This is a genomic window from Marinovum sp. PR37 (genome assembly GCF_028807375.1).
Taxonomy (GTDB): Bacteria; Pseudomonadota; Alphaproteobacteria; order Rhodobacterales; family Rhodobacteraceae; genus Marinovum; species Marinovum algicola.
In genome coordinates, this window is the sequence record NZ_JARAML010000001.1 from 288,433 (window position 1) to 303,606 (window position 15,174).

Annotated in this window: 11 protein-coding genes; 1 reads left to right on the top strand and 10 read right to left on the bottom strand. The window is 66.9% G+C overall.

Annotation, left to right across the window (positions count from 1 at the left end; translation table 11 throughout):
• Positions 1 to 89 precede the first annotated feature (89 nt).
• The 3 genes from PVW49_RS01390 to PVW49_RS01400 form a co-directional block, all read right to left on the bottom strand.
• Positions 90 to 929: a class I SAM-dependent methyltransferase gene (locus PVW49_RS01390; RefSeq protein ID WP_274589704.1), complete on the bottom strand. Its 840-nt coding sequence runs from the start codon at positions 927 to 929 to the stop codon at positions 90 to 92.
• Between the two features lie 31 nt (positions 930 to 960).
• Positions 961 to 3,012, bottom strand: a complete 2,052-nt coding sequence (locus PVW49_RS01395; RefSeq protein WP_274589705.1) for an ASKHA domain-containing protein — start codon at positions 3,010 to 3,012, stop codon at positions 961 to 963.
• 88 nt (positions 3,013 to 3,100) lie between these two features.
• On the bottom strand, positions 3,101 to 4,258 hold the full coding sequence (locus tag PVW49_RS01400; RefSeq protein WP_274589706.1) for a CaiB/BaiF CoA transferase family protein: 1,158 nt from the start codon (positions 4,256 to 4,258) through the stop codon (positions 3,101 to 3,103).
• A gap of 239 nt (positions 4,259 to 4,497) precedes the next feature.
• On the opposite strand from PVW49_RS01400, the gene PVW49_RS01405 reads away from it, so the two are divergent.
• Positions 4,498 to 5,667 carry a pyridoxal phosphate-dependent aminotransferase gene (locus PVW49_RS01405; protein ID WP_274589707.1) on the top strand — a complete coding sequence of 390 codons (1,170 nt, stop codon included), beginning with the start codon at positions 4,498 to 4,500 and terminating at the stop codon, positions 5,665 to 5,667.
• Positions 5,668 to 5,671: 4 nt separating this feature from the next.
• Here PVW49_RS01405 and PVW49_RS01410 read toward each other — a convergent pair whose 3' ends face one another.
• From PVW49_RS01410 to PVW49_RS01440, 7 genes are all read right to left on the bottom strand, one after another.
• The gene (locus tag PVW49_RS01410) at positions 5,672 to 6,688 is read right to left on the bottom strand and encodes an ABC transporter ATP-binding protein (protein WP_074835708.1); all 1,017 of its coding nucleotides are present in this window, start codon (positions 6,686 to 6,688) and stop codon (positions 5,672 to 5,674) included.
• Positions 6,685 to 7,662, bottom strand: a complete 978-nt coding sequence (locus PVW49_RS01415) for an oligopeptide/dipeptide ABC transporter ATP-binding protein (protein WP_274589708.1) — start codon at positions 7,660 to 7,662, stop codon at positions 6,685 to 6,687. Before PVW49_RS01415 ends, PVW49_RS01410 begins: the two co-directional genes overlap by 4 nt.
• A gap of 1 nt (position 7,663) precedes the next feature.
• The gene (locus PVW49_RS01420; protein ID WP_371398930.1) at positions 7,664 to 8,617 is read right to left on the bottom strand and encodes an ABC transporter permease subunit; all 954 of its coding nucleotides are present in this window, start codon (positions 8,615 to 8,617) and stop codon (positions 7,664 to 7,666) included.
• Between the two features lie 4 nt (positions 8,618 to 8,621).
• Entirely contained in the window at positions 8,622 to 9,545 is a 924-nt protein-coding gene (gene oppB, locus PVW49_RS01425) for an oligopeptide ABC transporter permease OppB (RefSeq protein WP_274565488.1), read from the bottom strand.
• Between the two features lie 54 nt (positions 9,546 to 9,599).
• Positions 9,600 to 11,228: a peptide ABC transporter substrate-binding protein gene (locus PVW49_RS01430; RefSeq protein ID WP_274589710.1), complete on the bottom strand. Its 1,629-nt coding sequence runs from the start codon at positions 11,226 to 11,228 to the stop codon at positions 9,600 to 9,602.
• Positions 11,229 to 11,395: 167 nt separating this feature from the next.
• A complete protein-coding gene (locus PVW49_RS01435; RefSeq protein WP_274589711.1) occupies positions 11,396 to 14,014 on the bottom strand; it encodes an AAA family ATPase in 2,619 nt (872 codons plus the stop codon).
• The gene (locus PVW49_RS01440) at positions 14,011 to 15,141 is read right to left on the bottom strand and encodes a metallophosphoesterase family protein (RefSeq protein WP_274589712.1); all 1,131 of its coding nucleotides are present in this window, start codon (positions 15,139 to 15,141) and stop codon (positions 14,011 to 14,013) included. Before PVW49_RS01440 ends, PVW49_RS01435 begins: the two co-directional genes overlap by 4 nt.
• Between the last annotated feature and the right edge of the window lie 33 nt (positions 15,142 to 15,174).

A 15,174-nucleotide genomic window follows, 5' to 3' on the forward strand; every position in this document is an offset into this window, starting at 1 on the left:
GTCCTCCCTTTTGATTGCACAGATAATCTAGCGCTTTCGGCCGGTCGGACCCTGTCACGATTTCTCACCCGCCCGTGTGTCGGGGCAGCTCAGGCGGTGGCAGTGATCAGGTGAACCTCACAGGGCAGGGTAATGCCGGTTTCGGTCTCATAGGGGGGCAGCGCCGCCGCGATGCCGTCGACGATGAACCGGCGATCCTCGGCGTCACCTTCGTGGTGGCGCAACAGAAACGATGCAGGCCCAAGATTGCCGGCCAGTTCGGCCACGTCGCGCAGCGTACCGGGCGGGCGGATCGGGATATTTTCGGTGACAGACCCCACGTCGGAAAACCCCGCGGCGGAGAGGATATCCCGCACCCGCGCCGCATCGCGAAAGGCCGTGGGGCCGGGGGCGGTCGGCTCGGCCTCGGGGGCGGGGCCGAGGCGGGCGGCGGCGATCCCGGCGGGGATCGCGAACCAGGGGATATGCGCTGGATCGCCCCAGCAGGCAAAGGCCAGACGCGCACCGGGCAGCATGGCGCGGCGGATATTGGCAAAGGCGGCCTCGGGATCGGCAAAGAACATCACGCCGAAGCGGGAAATCACCCGGTCGAACCGCGCGCCGCCAAAGTCATGCGTCTGCGCATCGGCCCGCAGAAAATCGATCCTGTCCGCGCCGGCGAAACGTTCGCGTGCCCGTGCCAGCAGCGGCGCGGAGATATCCGCCCCGGTAACATGACCGGTCGGCCCGACACGGGCCGCCGCCGCTCCGGTTGTCGCCCCGGCGCCACAGCCGATATCGAGCACCCGCTGGCCCGGCGCCAGCGCGGCCAGGGCGAGAACGCGGTCGAGCACCGCTGTCATCGAGGCGTCCATTGCCGCCTCATGGGTGATCCACTTGCGGCCCGCGTCGCTGCTCCAATAATCGGCCTGGGCGTCGTTGTCGGACATCTGCATTCTCCTGTTGCGCCGGCCCCCGGGATCAGCCGCGCCGCCGGCGCCGCCGGCGGCCACCGCTTTCCCCATCGTCGCCGCCGGTGTTGAAGCTCACGTCAGGCAGGGTGACGTGCTTGAGCAGTTCAGGGAACGGATCGGTGGCATGCGGGATGGCATTGGCGTTGACGAAATGCTCCTGGAATTTCGGCTCGATGGCGGTCTCGACCTTGGTGATCTGGCGCACCACCCGCTCGATCTCCTTGCGCGCGGCGATATTGCAGAGCGCGATCCGGGCGCCGGTGCCGGCGGCGTTGCCGGCGCTGGTCACCTTGTCGAGCGGCACGTCGGGGATCATCCCCAGCACCATGGCATGCAGCGGCGAAATATGCGCGCCAAAGGCCCCGGCCAGCACCACCCGATCCACCTTGTCCACGCCGCGGGTGTCCATCAACAGCCGCGCCCCGGCATAAAGCGCTGACTTCGCAAGCTGAATCGCGCGGATGTCGCCCTGGGTCACGGTGATGCGTGGCCCGCCCTCGGCGCTGGCGTCATGGATCAGATAGGCATGGGTGCGGCCCTCGGGGACCGAACGCGGGGTGCCGGTCTTTTCGGCGCCGCCAATCAGCCCCGAGGGATCGACAAGGCCCGCCAGCCGCATCTCGGCCACCGCCTCGATGATGCCTGAGCCGCAGATGCCGGTGATGCCAGTGGCCGCCGTGGCTTCGGCGAACCCTTCCTCGTCGGACCAGAGATCGCAGCCGATGACGCGGAACCGCGGTTCCTTGGTCTCGGGGTCGATGCGGATCGCCTCGATCGCGCCGGGGGCGGCACGTTGGCCGGAAGAGATTTGTGCGCCCTCAAAGGCCGGCCCGGTGGGCGAGGAACAGGCCAGAACCCGGCTCTTGTCGCCCAGCAGGATCTCGGCATTGGTGCCAACGTCGACCATCAGCGCCAGATCCTCGGATTTGCCCGGCTCCTCCGACAGCGCCACGGCAGCCGCATCGGCGCCGACATGGCCGGCGATGCAGGGCAGCACATAGGTCTTGGCGCGCGAGTTGATGGCGGTCAGGTCGAGTTCCTTGGCGTCAATCCGCAATGCCTCAGACGTCGCCAGCGCAAAGGGCGCCTGTCCCAGCTCGACCGGGTCGATGCCCAGCAGCAGGTGGTGCATCACCGGGTTGCAGACAAAGACCGTCTCGACAATCAGGCTGGCGTCGATCTCGGCCTCTTTGGCGATTTCCTCGGCCAGCGTGTTCAGCGCCTCGCGCACGGCGGCGGTCATCTCGACCTCGCCGCCGGGATTCATCATCGCGTAGGACACCCGGCTCATCAGGTCTTCGCCAAAGCGAATTTGCGGGTTCATGATGCCCGAGGATGCCTTGACCTCGCCGGTCTCGAGATCGGTCAGATGCGCCGCCACGGTGGTGGAGCCAAGGTCGATCGCCAGCCCGTAAAGCCCGGCCTCATGCAGCCCCGGCCAGATGTCGATGACGGTGGATCGCGCGGCCCGATGATCGTGATGCAGCGCCACGGTCACCCGCCAGTCGCCCTTGCGCAGAACCTTCTGAAGTTTGCCTATCAGGCTGAGGTCGGCGCGCAGGCCCTTGATATCCCATTGCTTTTCGAGCGCGCGTTCCAGCCGCTCGAAATCGCCGGTGGGTTCATGCATGTCGGGCTCTTCGACCTCCACGAAGAACAGCCGGGTGGCCGGATCCATGAGGATGGCGCGGGCGCTTGCCGCTTTGCGCACCACCTGCTTGTGCACCTGGCTTTCGGGCGGCACGTCGATCACCACGTCGCTCTGCACCGTCGCCTGACAGCCCAGCCGTCGCCCCGGTTTCAGCCCGCGCTTCTGGTCATAGCGCTCTTCGACGGCGTTCCACGCCGACAGCGCATCGGGCGCCACGGTCACGCCATGTTTGGAAAATTCGCCCACCCCCGGGGTGATCTGGCACTTGGAGCAGATGCCGCGCCCGCCGCAGACCGAATCCAGATCGACGCCCAGCTGCCGGGCGGCGGTCAGGATCGGTGTGCCGGCGGCAAAGCGGCCGCGTTTGCCGGAGGGGGTAAAGACGACAAGGGGATCTTGGGAGGACATGGGATTCTCTTTCGCGCGTTTGGCGCGACTATAGGCACGACAGGGCTGAGTAAAAGGCCCACAAGCGGCAAGCGCCGCCGCGGATACGTCAGCCGCCGGTGTCGTCCTCCAGCCAATGCAGGATTTCGCCGCGATTGCCGTCGAGATCGGGGGCCGGGCGTCTTGTGGTACGGTCCTCCATGCCGGAGAGCTTGATCGGGTTGCCGGCGGCGGTAAAGGCGTGGCGACCGTTGCGGTCGAGCACGTCGACAACCATCCTGCGCGCCTCGATCTGCGGATCCTTGAGCACCTGGGCCACATCCTGGATCGGGGCGGTCGGAATGCCGGCGGCGCCGAGCTTGGCGATCCAGAAGGCGGCGGTATTGTCGAGCGTCACCGCCTCGATCAAACGCTTGAGAAGGCGGGCGTTTTCACAGCGCGCCGGGTTGGTGGCAAAACGCGGATCCTCGGCGATCGGCAGGGCGAGGCAGACGCAGAGCCGCTCGAAGAGCTGGTCGTTGCCGGCGGCGATCACAAACAGCCCGTCAGAAGCATGAAAGGTCTCGAACGGGGTGATCGACGGGTGGCGTGCGCCGGTCCGCCCCGGCGGCGTGCCGGTGGCGGTGGTGATGGCAATGGCATGTTCGAGAATGGCGAGTTGGCTGTCGAGCATGGCGACATCGATCTTGCGGCCCTTGCCGGTGGTCTCGCGGTCGAACAGCGCCGCCAGCACGCCCTGGGTCAGATACATGCCGGCCACGATGTCGCCGATCGAGGCGCCGACGCGCACCGGGTCGCCGCCGGCTTCGCCGGTGATCGACATCACCCCGCCACGCGCCTGGGCCACCATGTCATAGGCCGGACGCCGGGCATCCGGCCCGGTGTGGCCAAAGCCCGAGACCGCGCCGTAGATCAGCCGGGGATAGGCGGCGTGCAGATCGCGCCAGCCGTATCCCAGCCGCTCCATCACCCCGGGGCGGAAATTCTCGACAATCACGTCGGCGCGCGCCAGCAGCCGGTGAAAGACCGCGCGGTCGTCCTCGGCCTTGAGATCGAGCGCGATGCTTTTCTTGGAGTGGTTGAGAGCCGAGAAATAGGCGCTCTTGCCATCCTTGAAGGGGGGAAAGGCGCGGGTGTCATCGCCGCTGCGGGGCCGTTCGACCTTGATCACCCGCGCGCCCAGATCGGCCAGCGTCATGGTGGCGAAGGGCCCGGCCAGCACATGGGTCAAGTCGAGCACGGTGACATTGGCAAGCGGATTGGGCATGGGCGAATCCCGGATGTCTCGGCGTCAGTCTATCCGGCAAGTATGACCGTTATTTTGACGCCGGCGGCAAGGCGGCAAACCCGGCTGGGCTGAAATCGGCCGGGCAGCGGCCGCACGGGGCGGAAAATCGGGCAGCCACGGCCGCACGACCGCCGCACGAAACCCGGTTTTCCATTCCCGGCGCCGCGGTGTAGCATCCGCGCGAAACCGCTCCCCGACACCAGTACGAAAGCTCCCCGATGTCCGACTTGATCTTTGCCGACAGCCTCTCGCGGCTGGGAACCGAAAGCGCCTTCATGGTGCTGGCGCGCGCCTCGAAACTGGCGGCAGAGGGCCGCGAGATCATCAACCTGGGCATCGGCCAGCCGGATTTCCAGACACCTGAACATATCGTCGAAGCCGGGATCAAGGCGCTGCGCGACGGCCATCACGGCTATACCCCCGCCAACGGGTTGCCGGTGCTACGCGAGGCGGTGGCGGCCGATCTGCATCACCGGCACGGTGCCGAGGTCAACCCCGACAACGTGGTGGTGGTGCCGGGCGGCAAGCCGACGATGTTCTTTGCCGTGCTGATGTTCGGCCAGCCGGGCACGGAAATCATGTACCCCAACCCCGGGTTTCCGATCTATGAGTCCGTCATCAAGTATTCCGGTGCGACCCCGGTGCCGATCCGCCTGCGCGAAGAGAACGGCTTTGCCTTTTCCGCCGAAGAGGTGCTGGGCCAGATCACCGACAGGACCCGGCTGATCATCATCAATTCGCCTGCCAATCCCACCGGCGGCGTCACCCCGCGCGAAGAGATCGACAAGCTGGTCGCCGGGTTGATGGAGCATCCGCAGGTGGCGCTTTTGTCGGACGAGATCTATTCCCAGATGCTCTATCACGGGCAGGAGCATGTCAGCCTGCTGCAATATCCCGAGATCCGCGACCGGCTGATCCTGCTCGACGGCTGGTCCAAGACCTATGCGATGACCGGCTGGCGGCTGGGCTTCGCGGTCTGGCCCGACGCGGCGGTCGATCATGTCACCCGGCTCTGCATCAACGACCATTCCTGCGTCAACGCCGCGGCGCAATTTGCCGGTCTCGCCGCTCTGACCGGGCCGCAGGACGCGGTGCGCGACATGGTGGCCGAATTCGACAGCCGCCGCGCGGTGATCGTCGCGGCGCTGAACGATCTGCCCGGCGTACGCTGTTCCGATCCGGGCGGGGCATTTTATGCCTTCCCGAATATCGAAGGCACCGGAATGAGCGCGATGGAGGCGCAGAACCGCTTTCTCGACGAGGCCGGGGTCGCGACCGTCGCCGGCACCTCCTTTGGCGCCATGGGCGAAGGCTATCTGCGCTTTTCCTACGCCAATTCCGAGGCGAACATCCGCAAGGCCATCGACCGCATCGGCGCCATTCTCTGACCGCTCAGGCTGAAACCGCGCCGCCCATGGCCCCGGCATCCTCGTAAAACGGGCAGGCGACACAATGGCCCGGCGCGGCCTCGAGCAGCGGCGGCCGGGCCTCGGCACAGCTCTCGCGGGCGATCGGGCAGCGGGTGCGAAACACGCAGCCCGACGGTGGGTCCATCGGTGAGGGCAGCTCGCCCTTGAGCACCGGCCGGTGCCGCGTCCGTTCCAGCCGTGGATCGGGGATCGGCACCGAGGAGATCAGCGCGCGGGTATAGGGATGTTTCGGCGCGCCGGTGACCTCTGCCGCAGTGCCGGTCTCGACGATGCGGCCAAGGTAGAGTACGTCGATGCGGCTCGAGATATGGCGCACCACCGAGAGGTCATGGGCGATGAACATCAGGCTCAGCCCCATGTCCTTTTGCAGCCCTTTCAACAGGTTGACCACCTGCGCCTGAACCGAGACGTCAAGCGCCGAGACCGGCTCGTCGCAGATCACCAGTTCCGGCTCGGTGATCAGCGCGCGGGCGATGCCGATGCGCTGACATTGGCCGCCGGAGAACTCATGCGGATAGCGGTTTTGCAGGTTGGGCAGGAGGCCCACGCGTTCCATCATCTCGCCGACGCGGCGGCGCTGTTCCTTGGCGTCGAGGTCGCCGCGATGGGTTTTCAGCGGTTCGGCGATGATCTGGCCGACGTTCATCCGGGGATCGAGCGCCGCCAGCGGATCCTGAAACACCATCTGCACATGGCGGCCATGGGCGCGGCGTTCGGCCGGCTTCAGGGCGGTGATGTCGCGGCCTTTCCACAACACCCGGCCGCCGGTGGGCCTGACCGTGCCGACGATGGCGCGCGCCAGCGTCGACTTGCCCGATCCGCTTTCGCCGACAAGGCCGAGGGTCTCGCCCCGGTGCACCGTCAGATTGGCCTTTGACACCGCCTGAAGCGCGTCGGGCCGGGTCCAGGGCATGGCGCCGCGTTTGGCAATGTCGAAGGTGACGTCGAGATCGCGGGTTTCCAGCAACACGTCGGTCATCGGTGAACATCCTCCCTTGCGGCGTGGCAGGCGCGCTTGCGGTCGGTGTCGAAAGACAACAGATCGGGCATCCGCTGCGGGCAGGGCTCATGCGCCAGCGGGCAGCGCGGGGTGAAGGGGCAGCCGCCCGCAAGGCCCAGCAGGTCCGGCGGATCGCCGGGAATGGTCAGCAAGTCCTCCTGCGGGATATCCAGCCGGGGCACGGCCGCCAGAAGGCCTAGCGTATAGGGGTGCGAGGGCGCCTCGAAGAGCTTGTCCGTGGGGCCGGTTTCCATCACCCGGCCGCCGTACATCACCATGGTCCGCTCGCAAGATCCGGCGACAATGCCGAGGTCATGGGTGATCAGGATGATCGCGGTGCCGAATTCCTCGCGCACCTCGGTCAGAAGCTCCATGATCTGCGCTTGCACGGTGACGTCGAGCGCGGTGGTCGGCTCGTCGGCGATCAGCAGCGCCGGACGGCAGAGCAGCGCCATGGCGATCATGATCCGCTGCCGCATGCCGCCGGAGAACTCGTGCGGGTACATGCCCAGCCGGCGTTTGGCATCGGGAATGCGCACCGCGTCGAGCATCCTTGCGGCATCTTCCATTGCCGCGCGCTTCGACTTTCCGAGGTGCAGTTGTAGGACCTCGGCCATCTGGGTGCCGATCTTGAGATAGGGGTTCAGCGAGGTCATCGGATCCTGAAAGATCATCGCCACCCGTTCGGCGCGGACCTTGTTCAGCTTGGCCTCGGGCAGGTTGAGAATGTCCTGGCCCTCGATCCTGACCGAGCCTTCCGAACGGCCGTTGCGCGCGAGCAGCCCCAACATGGCAAAGGCCAGCTGCGTCTTGCCCGAGCCGCTTTCGCCGACAATCGCCAGCGTGTCGCGTTTCGCCAGATCGAGCGAAATGCCGTTGACCGCGCGCACCGTGCCATCGGGCGTGTCGAAGCTGACCGAGAGGTCGCGGACGGAGAGAAGGTGCTCTGTCATCTCAGCGGTCCTTCGGGTCAAGCGCGTCGCGCAGCCCGTCGCCGACAAAGAAGAAGCCGAACAGCGAGACGACAAAGAAAGCAAGTGGAATCAGTAGCATCCAAAGTCCCTGGCGCATCTGGTCTGCGCCTTCGTTGATCAGCGCCCCCCAGGAGGTCAGCGGCTCCTGCACGCCGAGCCCGAGGAAGGAGATGAAGCTTTCGTAGATGATCATCGAGGGCACCAGCAGCGTCGCATAGACGATCACCACGCCAAGCAGGTTGGGCACGATATGGCGCAGGATGATGCGGAAGGGGTGCACGCCGGTGGCGATCGCGGCTTCGATGAAATCGCGGCCACGAAGACTCAGCGTCTGGCCGCGGGCGATCCGCGCCATGTCGAGCCAGGAGATCAGGCCGATGCCGATGAAAAGCATCAGGATCGACCGGCCGAAGACCACCAGCAGAAGGATCAGAACGAACATGTAGGGCACCGACATCAGCACATCGACCACGCGCATCATCATGTTGTCGAGCCTGCCGCCGAAATAGCCGGAGACCGCGCCATAGATCGTGCCGACCAGCACCGCGATCAACGCACCGACCACGCCGACCATCAGGCTGATCTGTGTGCCCTGCACGGTGCGGGCAAAGAGATCGCGGGCCTGGGCATCGGTGCCGAACCAATGGCCGGTCTCGGAACAGGGCGGGATCTCGTTGTCGGGGCCTGACAGGAAACAGGGGCCGCCGGCGTCATCGACCTTGCCGAGGATCGACCAATTGATTTCCTCGATGGAATGCTGCGCCACGAAGGGGCCGAAGATCGCAAAACCGGCCACAAGGCCCAGAACCACCAGCCCGCCAACGGCGGCGCGGTTGCGGAAGAAGCGCGCCCGGGCATCGGCCCAGAGCGAGCGGGGCGGCCCCATGGGGGCCGCGGCGGTCAGAGCCGCCGATTGGGAATGGGAGACAACCATTGCGTCAGTACCGGATCTTGGGGTCGATCCACGCGTAGAGGATATCGACCAAGAGGTTGAACAGGATCGTCAGCGCGCCCAGCAGCACCGTGATCCCCATCATCACGCCGTAATCGCGGTTCAGCGCCGAGGCGACAAAGAACTGGCCGATGCCGCCGGTGGAGAAATAGAGATCGATCACCACCGACCCGGTGATCATCCCCACGAAGGCCGGCCCGAGATAGGAGATCACCGGCAGGAGCGCCGGCTTCAGCGCATGGCGCAACACGATGGTGCGCCCCGGCAGGCCCTTGGCGCGGGCGGTGCGGATGAAGTTCGAGGTCATCACTTCGAGCATCGAGGCCCGCGCGATCCGCGCGATCGAGGCCATGAAGGAGGTCGAGAGCGCGATCACCGGCATGATCAGGTATTCGATCTGCCCGCCCTGCCAGCCGCCGCCGGGCAGCCAGCCCAGCCAGAGGGTGAAGACGAGCACCAGGATCGGCGCCATCACGAAGTTGGGCAGCACCTGCGCGCCGATGGAAATGCCGACGGCGAAGTAATCGAGCCAGGTGTTCTGCCGGATCGCCGCGACAACGCCCAGCGTGCCGCCGACGACAACGGCGACAAGGAAGCTCCAGAAACCATAGGTCAGGGTGACAGGAAATCCCTGTTCGATCAGGTCGTTCACGTCCTGGTCGCGGTATTGGAACGAGGGGCCGAAATCGAACTGGGTGACGATCTTCCAGATATAGGTGCCGATCTGGGCGAGGAAGGGCCGGTCGAGGCCGTATTCCCGCTCGAGATTGGCCAGCACGGCAGGCGGCACCCCGCGGTCCGAGGCAAAGGGGCTGCCCGGCGCGGTGTACATCAGGACAAAGGTGAGCACGATCAGGATCAAAAGGACCGGGATCGCGAACAGAAGGCGGCGAAGGATGAAGGCTGTCATGCGGAGTGTGTGGCGCCAGGGCAGGCAAGCTCAGCCCGCCCTGGCGCGCACCTGTTACTCGGCCGCGGCGCGGTAGAGATCGCGCACGTACCAGTTGTTCTCGGCGTTCTCCATCGGCCAGTTCCTGACCTCCGGGTTCAGCACGAAGTTCTGGGTGTAGTGGTAGATCGGGATGATCGCCATGTCGCGGGCGAGCACCTCTTCCGCCTGGGTGTAGAGCGGCTGCGGATCATCGGCCTTGGCGGCCTCGTCCATCAGCTGGTCGAACTCTTCCGAGATGTATTTGCCGTCGTTGTTGGCATTGTTCGAGGTCAGCAGGTCCAGGAAGGTCGAGGCTTCGTTGTAATCCGCGCACCAGGCCGAGCGTGCGATGTCGAATTGCTGATTGCCGCGAATGTCGAGGTAGGACTGCCATTCATAGTTCGACAGGGTGATGTTGACGCCCAGCGGTTTCCACATCTGGCTGACCGCGATGGCGATCTGCTTGTGGTTTTCCGAAGTGTTGTAGATCAGGTCGAGATCAAGCGGGTTGTCGGGGCCATAGCCCGCCTCCTGCATCAGCTCCATGGCCTTTTCCATCCGCGCGTCCTGCGACATCTGCGAATAATCGATGGTTGGCAGTTCGAAATCGGCGGTCGCCCAATGGGTAAAGCTGTAGGCGGGCTTCTGACCGGCCTGTAGGATCTGGTCGGTGATCACATTGCGGCGCACCGCATAGCTCAGCGCCTTGCGGACCTTGGGATCCTTGAGCGCCTCGTGCCCGCTCTCGGACTGGTTGAAAGTGTAGTAGTAGGAACAGAGCCGCGGCACCGCATGGGCGGTCTCAGGGCTTTCCTCTTCGAGATCGGGATAGGAGCCGGCGGGCAGGTCGTCCATCATGTCGAATTCGCCGGCCTGAAAGCGGCTCAGCGCCTGATTGGCGTCATTGATGACATAGCCGTAGACCTCGTCGATGATGACATCCTCGGCGCCCCAGTATTCCGGGTTCCGCTCGAGCCGGAAGAATTCGTTGACCCTGATTTCGGCCAAGGTATAGGCGCCATTGACCACGATGTTCTCGGGGTCGGTCCAATCGGCGCCATGCGCCTCGATGGTGGGCTGATGCGCCGGCATCAGGGTGTAATGCACCGCCATCTGCGGGAAATAGGGCAGCGGCTGGGTCAGCGCGACCTCGAGCGTATGGTCATCCACGGCGCGCACGCCCAGCGTGTCGGTGGCGGCGTCTCCGGCAATGATTTCCTTGGCGCCCTGCATCTGGGTCAGCTCGACATACCAGGCATATTCCGAGGCGGTGGCCGGATCGGCGGCCCGGCGCCAGGCATAGACGAAGTCATGGGCGGTGACCGGATCGCCGTTCGACCACTTGGCATTGTCGCGCAGCGTGAAGGTCCAGGTCTGGTTGTCCTCGCTCGACCATTCGGTGGCGACGCCGGGGCGCAGGGTGCCGTCGGCATTCTGGGTCAGCAGCCCTTCGAAGATCTGACGCGCCACATGGCCGCCGGCGGTTTCCTCGATCAGTTGCGGATCGATGGTCGGGAACTGGTCGAGCAGACGATATTTGAACACCTGGGTTTCAGCCAGGGGTTCGCCGGTTTCGGGGTGCGTATCCTGTGCGGCAAGCGTGGTGCCGCTGGCGGCCAGCAGGACTGCGGCGGCCGTTGTCAGCAAAAGATGGCGTGTCATTGTCGAGATCTCCCTTTCTCGCGATTGCGTCCGGGCCTCTTTTGTCGCGGGCCCGTGAGACAGACGCCAAACATCACCAAGATCGTGTCGATAGTCCAGAGCTGAGAACTTTCATGCTCTGGTTGACGTCGCGTGGCCGCCGGCGTGCGGCAATTTTTCGCTGAGCCTTACTCGGCGGCCTTGGCCGAGGGGACCGGCGAGAGATGCAGACTGTTGCCGCCGAGCCCGCGAAACGCCCGCTGGCGACAGCTCAGCACGATGATCTGAAGATCGCCGGCCTGGCGGTGCAGCGCGTCGAACATGCGCTCGATCCGGTCGTCATCGGTAAAGACCAGCGCATCGTCGAGGATCACCGGCGCCGTCCGCCCGGTTGCCGCCAGCAGCCGGGCAAAGGCCAGCCGCACCAGCAACGCCACCTGTTCCTGGGTGCCGCCCGAAAGGATGGTGATCGGCTCTTCCCGGCCATCGCGCACCAACGCGTCGGGCAGCAGCGAGCTGTCGCCCCAGGTCAGCTCGGCCTCAGGCCAGAGCAGGTGCAGCAGCGGCTTCAGCTCGCGGGCGATGGGGCTGAAATAGCGCTCCCGCGCTTCGGTGCGGGCGGCTTCGAGCGCCGCCTCGAGCCGGATCAGCACATCCTTTTCATGCACGATCCGCGCCAGCGCGGCCTCGGCGATTTCAAGTTCCTGCCGTGTTTCCTCCAGCCGTTCCTCGACCGCCTCGCCGGAGGAGCGGCCGATGCGTTCGTCGAGCCGGGCCAGCAGCGGCTTCAGCCGGGTGATCTCTTCCCGCGCGTTCCGTTCGACCGATGTGGCGCGGTTCAGCGCCGCTTCGGTGCTGGCCAGATCGGGGGCGCCGCGGGCCTTGTCGGCATGGCGGGTCTCGGCCGCGCGCAGCGCCGTTTCCGCCTGATGCAGTTCTGCGGCCAGCGTCACTTCGGCGCTGTCGCCCAGCCGGGCGCGGGCTGTTTCGGCGCGGGCCAGCCGGTCTTGCAGAGAGGTCAGCGTGGTGTCGCTGCGGGTCGCTTCGTTGCGGGCATCGGCGAAGTGGTCGGCGGCGGTCTGATGTGCGATGCGGGCGGCGTCAAAGGCCTGTCTCGCGGCGCTCAACGCCTGTTCCGCCGCCTCGGGATCGGGCGCCTCGGCCCGGTCTTCGGGCTGCGGAATGGCGGCCAGCGCCGCGCGCAATTGATCGATGCCGTCGGGCGCGAGACTGGCCAGGACCGCGCGGGCCTCGCCGGCCCGGCGTTCGGCGGCGACGCGGGTTTCGCCCGCCGCGCGGGCGGCCTCGAGGGTCTCGACATCCAGTGCCTCGAGCGCATCGCGCAGCGCCTGCGCCGCCGCCTTGACCGAGGTATCGTCGTGCTGGCCTTCGCCCGGGCGCACCTCGAGCGTGCCGATGCCGGCGATGGTCAGTTGCGTGGAGCGGGGCAGGGCGGTGGCCGTGCCCTCGGGCAGGGCGCGGTCGCCCAGCGATATGGCGCCGTCCTGTCCCGGGGCGTAGCGGGCAATGACTTGAGTGGCCGTAGCTTCGCGCGCGGCCTTGGCCGTGGCATGGGCGGTGGCGAGGGTTTCGAGCCGGCGCAACGCCGTGTCGTCGGGGCCCTGACGCGCGGCGGCGGCGGCGTCTTCCATGGCGCTGCGGGTCTTTTCGGCCTCGGCGATGCGCGCGGTGAGGGCGCGCCTGCGGTCGGCACCGTCGCGCGCCGCCTGGGCGCGCAGGGCGGCGGCGCGCTGTGTTTCCGCTTCGGTCAAAGCCTCTTGCGCGGTGGCAAGATCACCTTCGGCGGCATCCCGGGCCGCGCGGGCGGTCTCGGCCGTGGCACGGGCCTGCGCCGCTTCCTGCTCGGCCGCCGCAAGGAGCCTGGCCGCCTCGTCATGTTCGGCCAGCGTTTCGCGCAGGGTATTCAGGCGGGCGCGGGTGGTCTCTGCGGTGAGCCGGGCGGTCTGGAGCTTCTGCGCCTCGGCGGCGACATCTTCGGCATGGCGTTTGGCGGCGGTATGTGCCGCCTCGGCCGCCTCGAGCCGGGCGCGGCGTTCTTCCACCGCCTCGGGCGCCTCCCAGGCATGCAGCTCGCGCCGGGCTCGCTTGCGCTCGGCAAGGGCCGCGTGCAGCGCCTCCGCCGTTGCAGCGAGACTGTCGCGCCGCTCGGTCAGCGTTTCCACCCGGTCGAGCGCGGCGCGCCATGGGCCGCCCTTGCGCGGATTGCGGTTCTTGCCGGTGGCAAGATCGTCGAGTTCGGCGCGGCATCTGGCCAGCGCCATGTCCATGCGCCGCCCGCCGGTCATCTGCTCGACCTCTTCGCCGACCGAAGTCATCAGATCGCGCCGTGCCTCGAGCGCCAGCTTCTGCTCCTTGGTGGTGCCGCCTGTCAGCTCGGTCATGCCCTGCCGCACCCAGATCAGCCCCGAAGGCCCGCCCCCGTCACCGCCCAGAAGTTCGGCGATCCAGGCCTCGGCCTCATCGGCCTGGGCGATCAGCGTGCCGTCGCGGTGCACCGTCGCGGCGGCCTTGCCAAGCCAGCGTTTGAACAGGGTGAAGCGCCCCGCCTCGGTCTCGACCGTGACGCTGACCTCGGGCGTTCCGCCGGCATGGGGCCGCAGCGCGCTGACCTCCTTGTCGCGCGAGCCATGCGGTTTGAAAAACAGCGCCTGTATCGCGTCGAACAGCGTGGATTTACCGTGTTCGTTTGGCGCGCAGAGCAGGTTGAGCCCGTCGCCGATGGCGTCGATCGCCACCGGATCGGTGAAACGGCGGACATTGTTGACGGTGATGGCGCGGAGCTTCATTGCGCGTCCTCCCGAACATAGGCGTAGAGCCGGGCAAGCGCATCCCCGGCCACCTGCCGATCCTGGTGCGACAGGGTTTCGGATTGCGCCGCCTCCTGCAAGCTCTCGGCGGCCAGCCGCAAGGCACCGGCGCGGTCGATCTCGTCGAGGTCGCCGGCATCGTATTGCGTGCCGAGTTCGTCGGTCAGCAGCTCGAAATGCGCGAAATCGGGTGCGACCCGATCCGCCGCGTGGCGCAGATCGGCCTGATCCGACAGCCCGGCCCAGCCATTGGCCCGCACCCGCAACAGCACGTCGCGCCGCCCGGTTTCGGGCAGGATCGTCGCCAGCGCCTGCGCCGCGTCCTGCCGCGGGTGCAGCGCCAGCGGGCGCTCGGTCCAGAGGAAGGCGCCGGTCTCGACTTCTTCGACCTGCGGCGGGGCGCCGGGGCCCTCAAGCGTGACCGCAAGGCAGACGCCGCGCCGGCCATGCTTGAAACGGTCCTGCTCGGGGCTGCCGCAATAGTGCACCCGGTCCGAGACCGGCAGCCGCCCGTGCCAGTCGCCCAGTGCCAGGTAGTCGAGCCGCGCGCTGCGGTCGCGGTCGGGGGCGATGGCCTCGCCCGAGCCGGTGAAATCGGTGACGCCGCCATGGGCCAGCCCCACGCGCATCAGGCCGGCCTCGCTTTCCATGCGCACCAGCGGCTCGGTCGGATCGCTGGCCCCGGCGCGAAAGGCCACCGGTGCCGGCAGCAGCGTGGCCACGTCACCCAGTGGTTGCGGGTCCGCCTCGGTGAGCGCCACGACATTGGCGGGCGCGTCGCGGCGGATCGCCTCCCAGAGCGGCTCGGCATCGCGCAGGTTGTCGTGGTTGCCGGGCAGGAGCCACCAGGTCACGCCACCGGCTTCGCCCATCGCCGCCAGCGCCTGCCGGATCACCGCAGGCGAGGGCGTGGCGGTGTCAAAGGTGTCGCCGGCCAGCAGGACATGGCCGGCATCGCGGGACTGCGCCACCTCGGCCAGCCGGGCAATCGCGCCATGGCGGGCCTCCATCAACCGACCGCGGATGTTGCCGTCTTCGGGCTGTGGGATATTGGCGAACTTGCGCCCGATATGCAGGTCGGACGCATGGATGAAGCGCAAGGTCATGGCGGCACACTCCGGCAACTGGGTATCGGCGCC

Bases quoted from the DNA above. Each gene is read 5' to 3' on its own strand.
- PVW49_RS01390 (WP_274589704.1), bottom strand. From the start codon at position 929: ATGTCCGACAACGACGCCCAGGCCGATTATTGGAGCAGCGACGCGGGC.
- PVW49_RS01395 (WP_274589705.1), bottom strand. From the start codon at position 3,012: ATGTCCTCCCAAGATCCCCTTGTCGTCTTTACCCCCTCCGGCAAACGC.
- PVW49_RS01400 (WP_274589706.1), bottom strand. From the start codon at position 4,258: ATGCCCAATCCGCTTGCCAATGTCACCGTGCTCGACTTGACCCATGTG.
- PVW49_RS01405 (WP_274589707.1), top strand. From the start codon at position 4,498: ATGTCCGACTTGATCTTTGCCGACAGCCTCTCGCGGCTGGGAACCGAA.
- PVW49_RS01410 (WP_074835708.1), bottom strand. From the start codon at position 6,688: ATGACCGACGTGTTGCTGGAAACCCGCGATCTCGACGTCACCTTCGAC.
- PVW49_RS01415 (WP_274589708.1), bottom strand. From the start codon at position 7,662: ATGACAGAGCACCTTCTCTCCGTCCGCGACCTCTCGGTCAGCTTCGAC.
- PVW49_RS01420 (WP_371398930.1), bottom strand. From the start codon at position 8,617: ATGGTTGTCTCCCATTCCCAATCGGCGGCTCTGACCGCCGCGGCCCCC.
- oppB (WP_274565488.1), bottom strand. From the start codon at position 9,545: ATGACAGCCTTCATCCTTCGCCGCCTTCTGTTCGCGATCCCGGTCCTT.
- PVW49_RS01430 (WP_274589710.1), bottom strand. From the start codon at position 11,228: ATGACACGCCATCTTTTGCTGACAACGGCCGCCGCAGTCCTGCTGGCC.
- PVW49_RS01435 (WP_274589711.1), bottom strand. From the start codon at position 14,014: ATGAAGCTCCGCGCCATCACCGTCAACAATGTCCGCCGTTTCACCGAT.
- PVW49_RS01440 (WP_274589712.1), bottom strand. From the start codon at position 15,141: ATGACCTTGCGCTTCATCCATGCGTCCGACCTGCATATCGGGCGCAAG.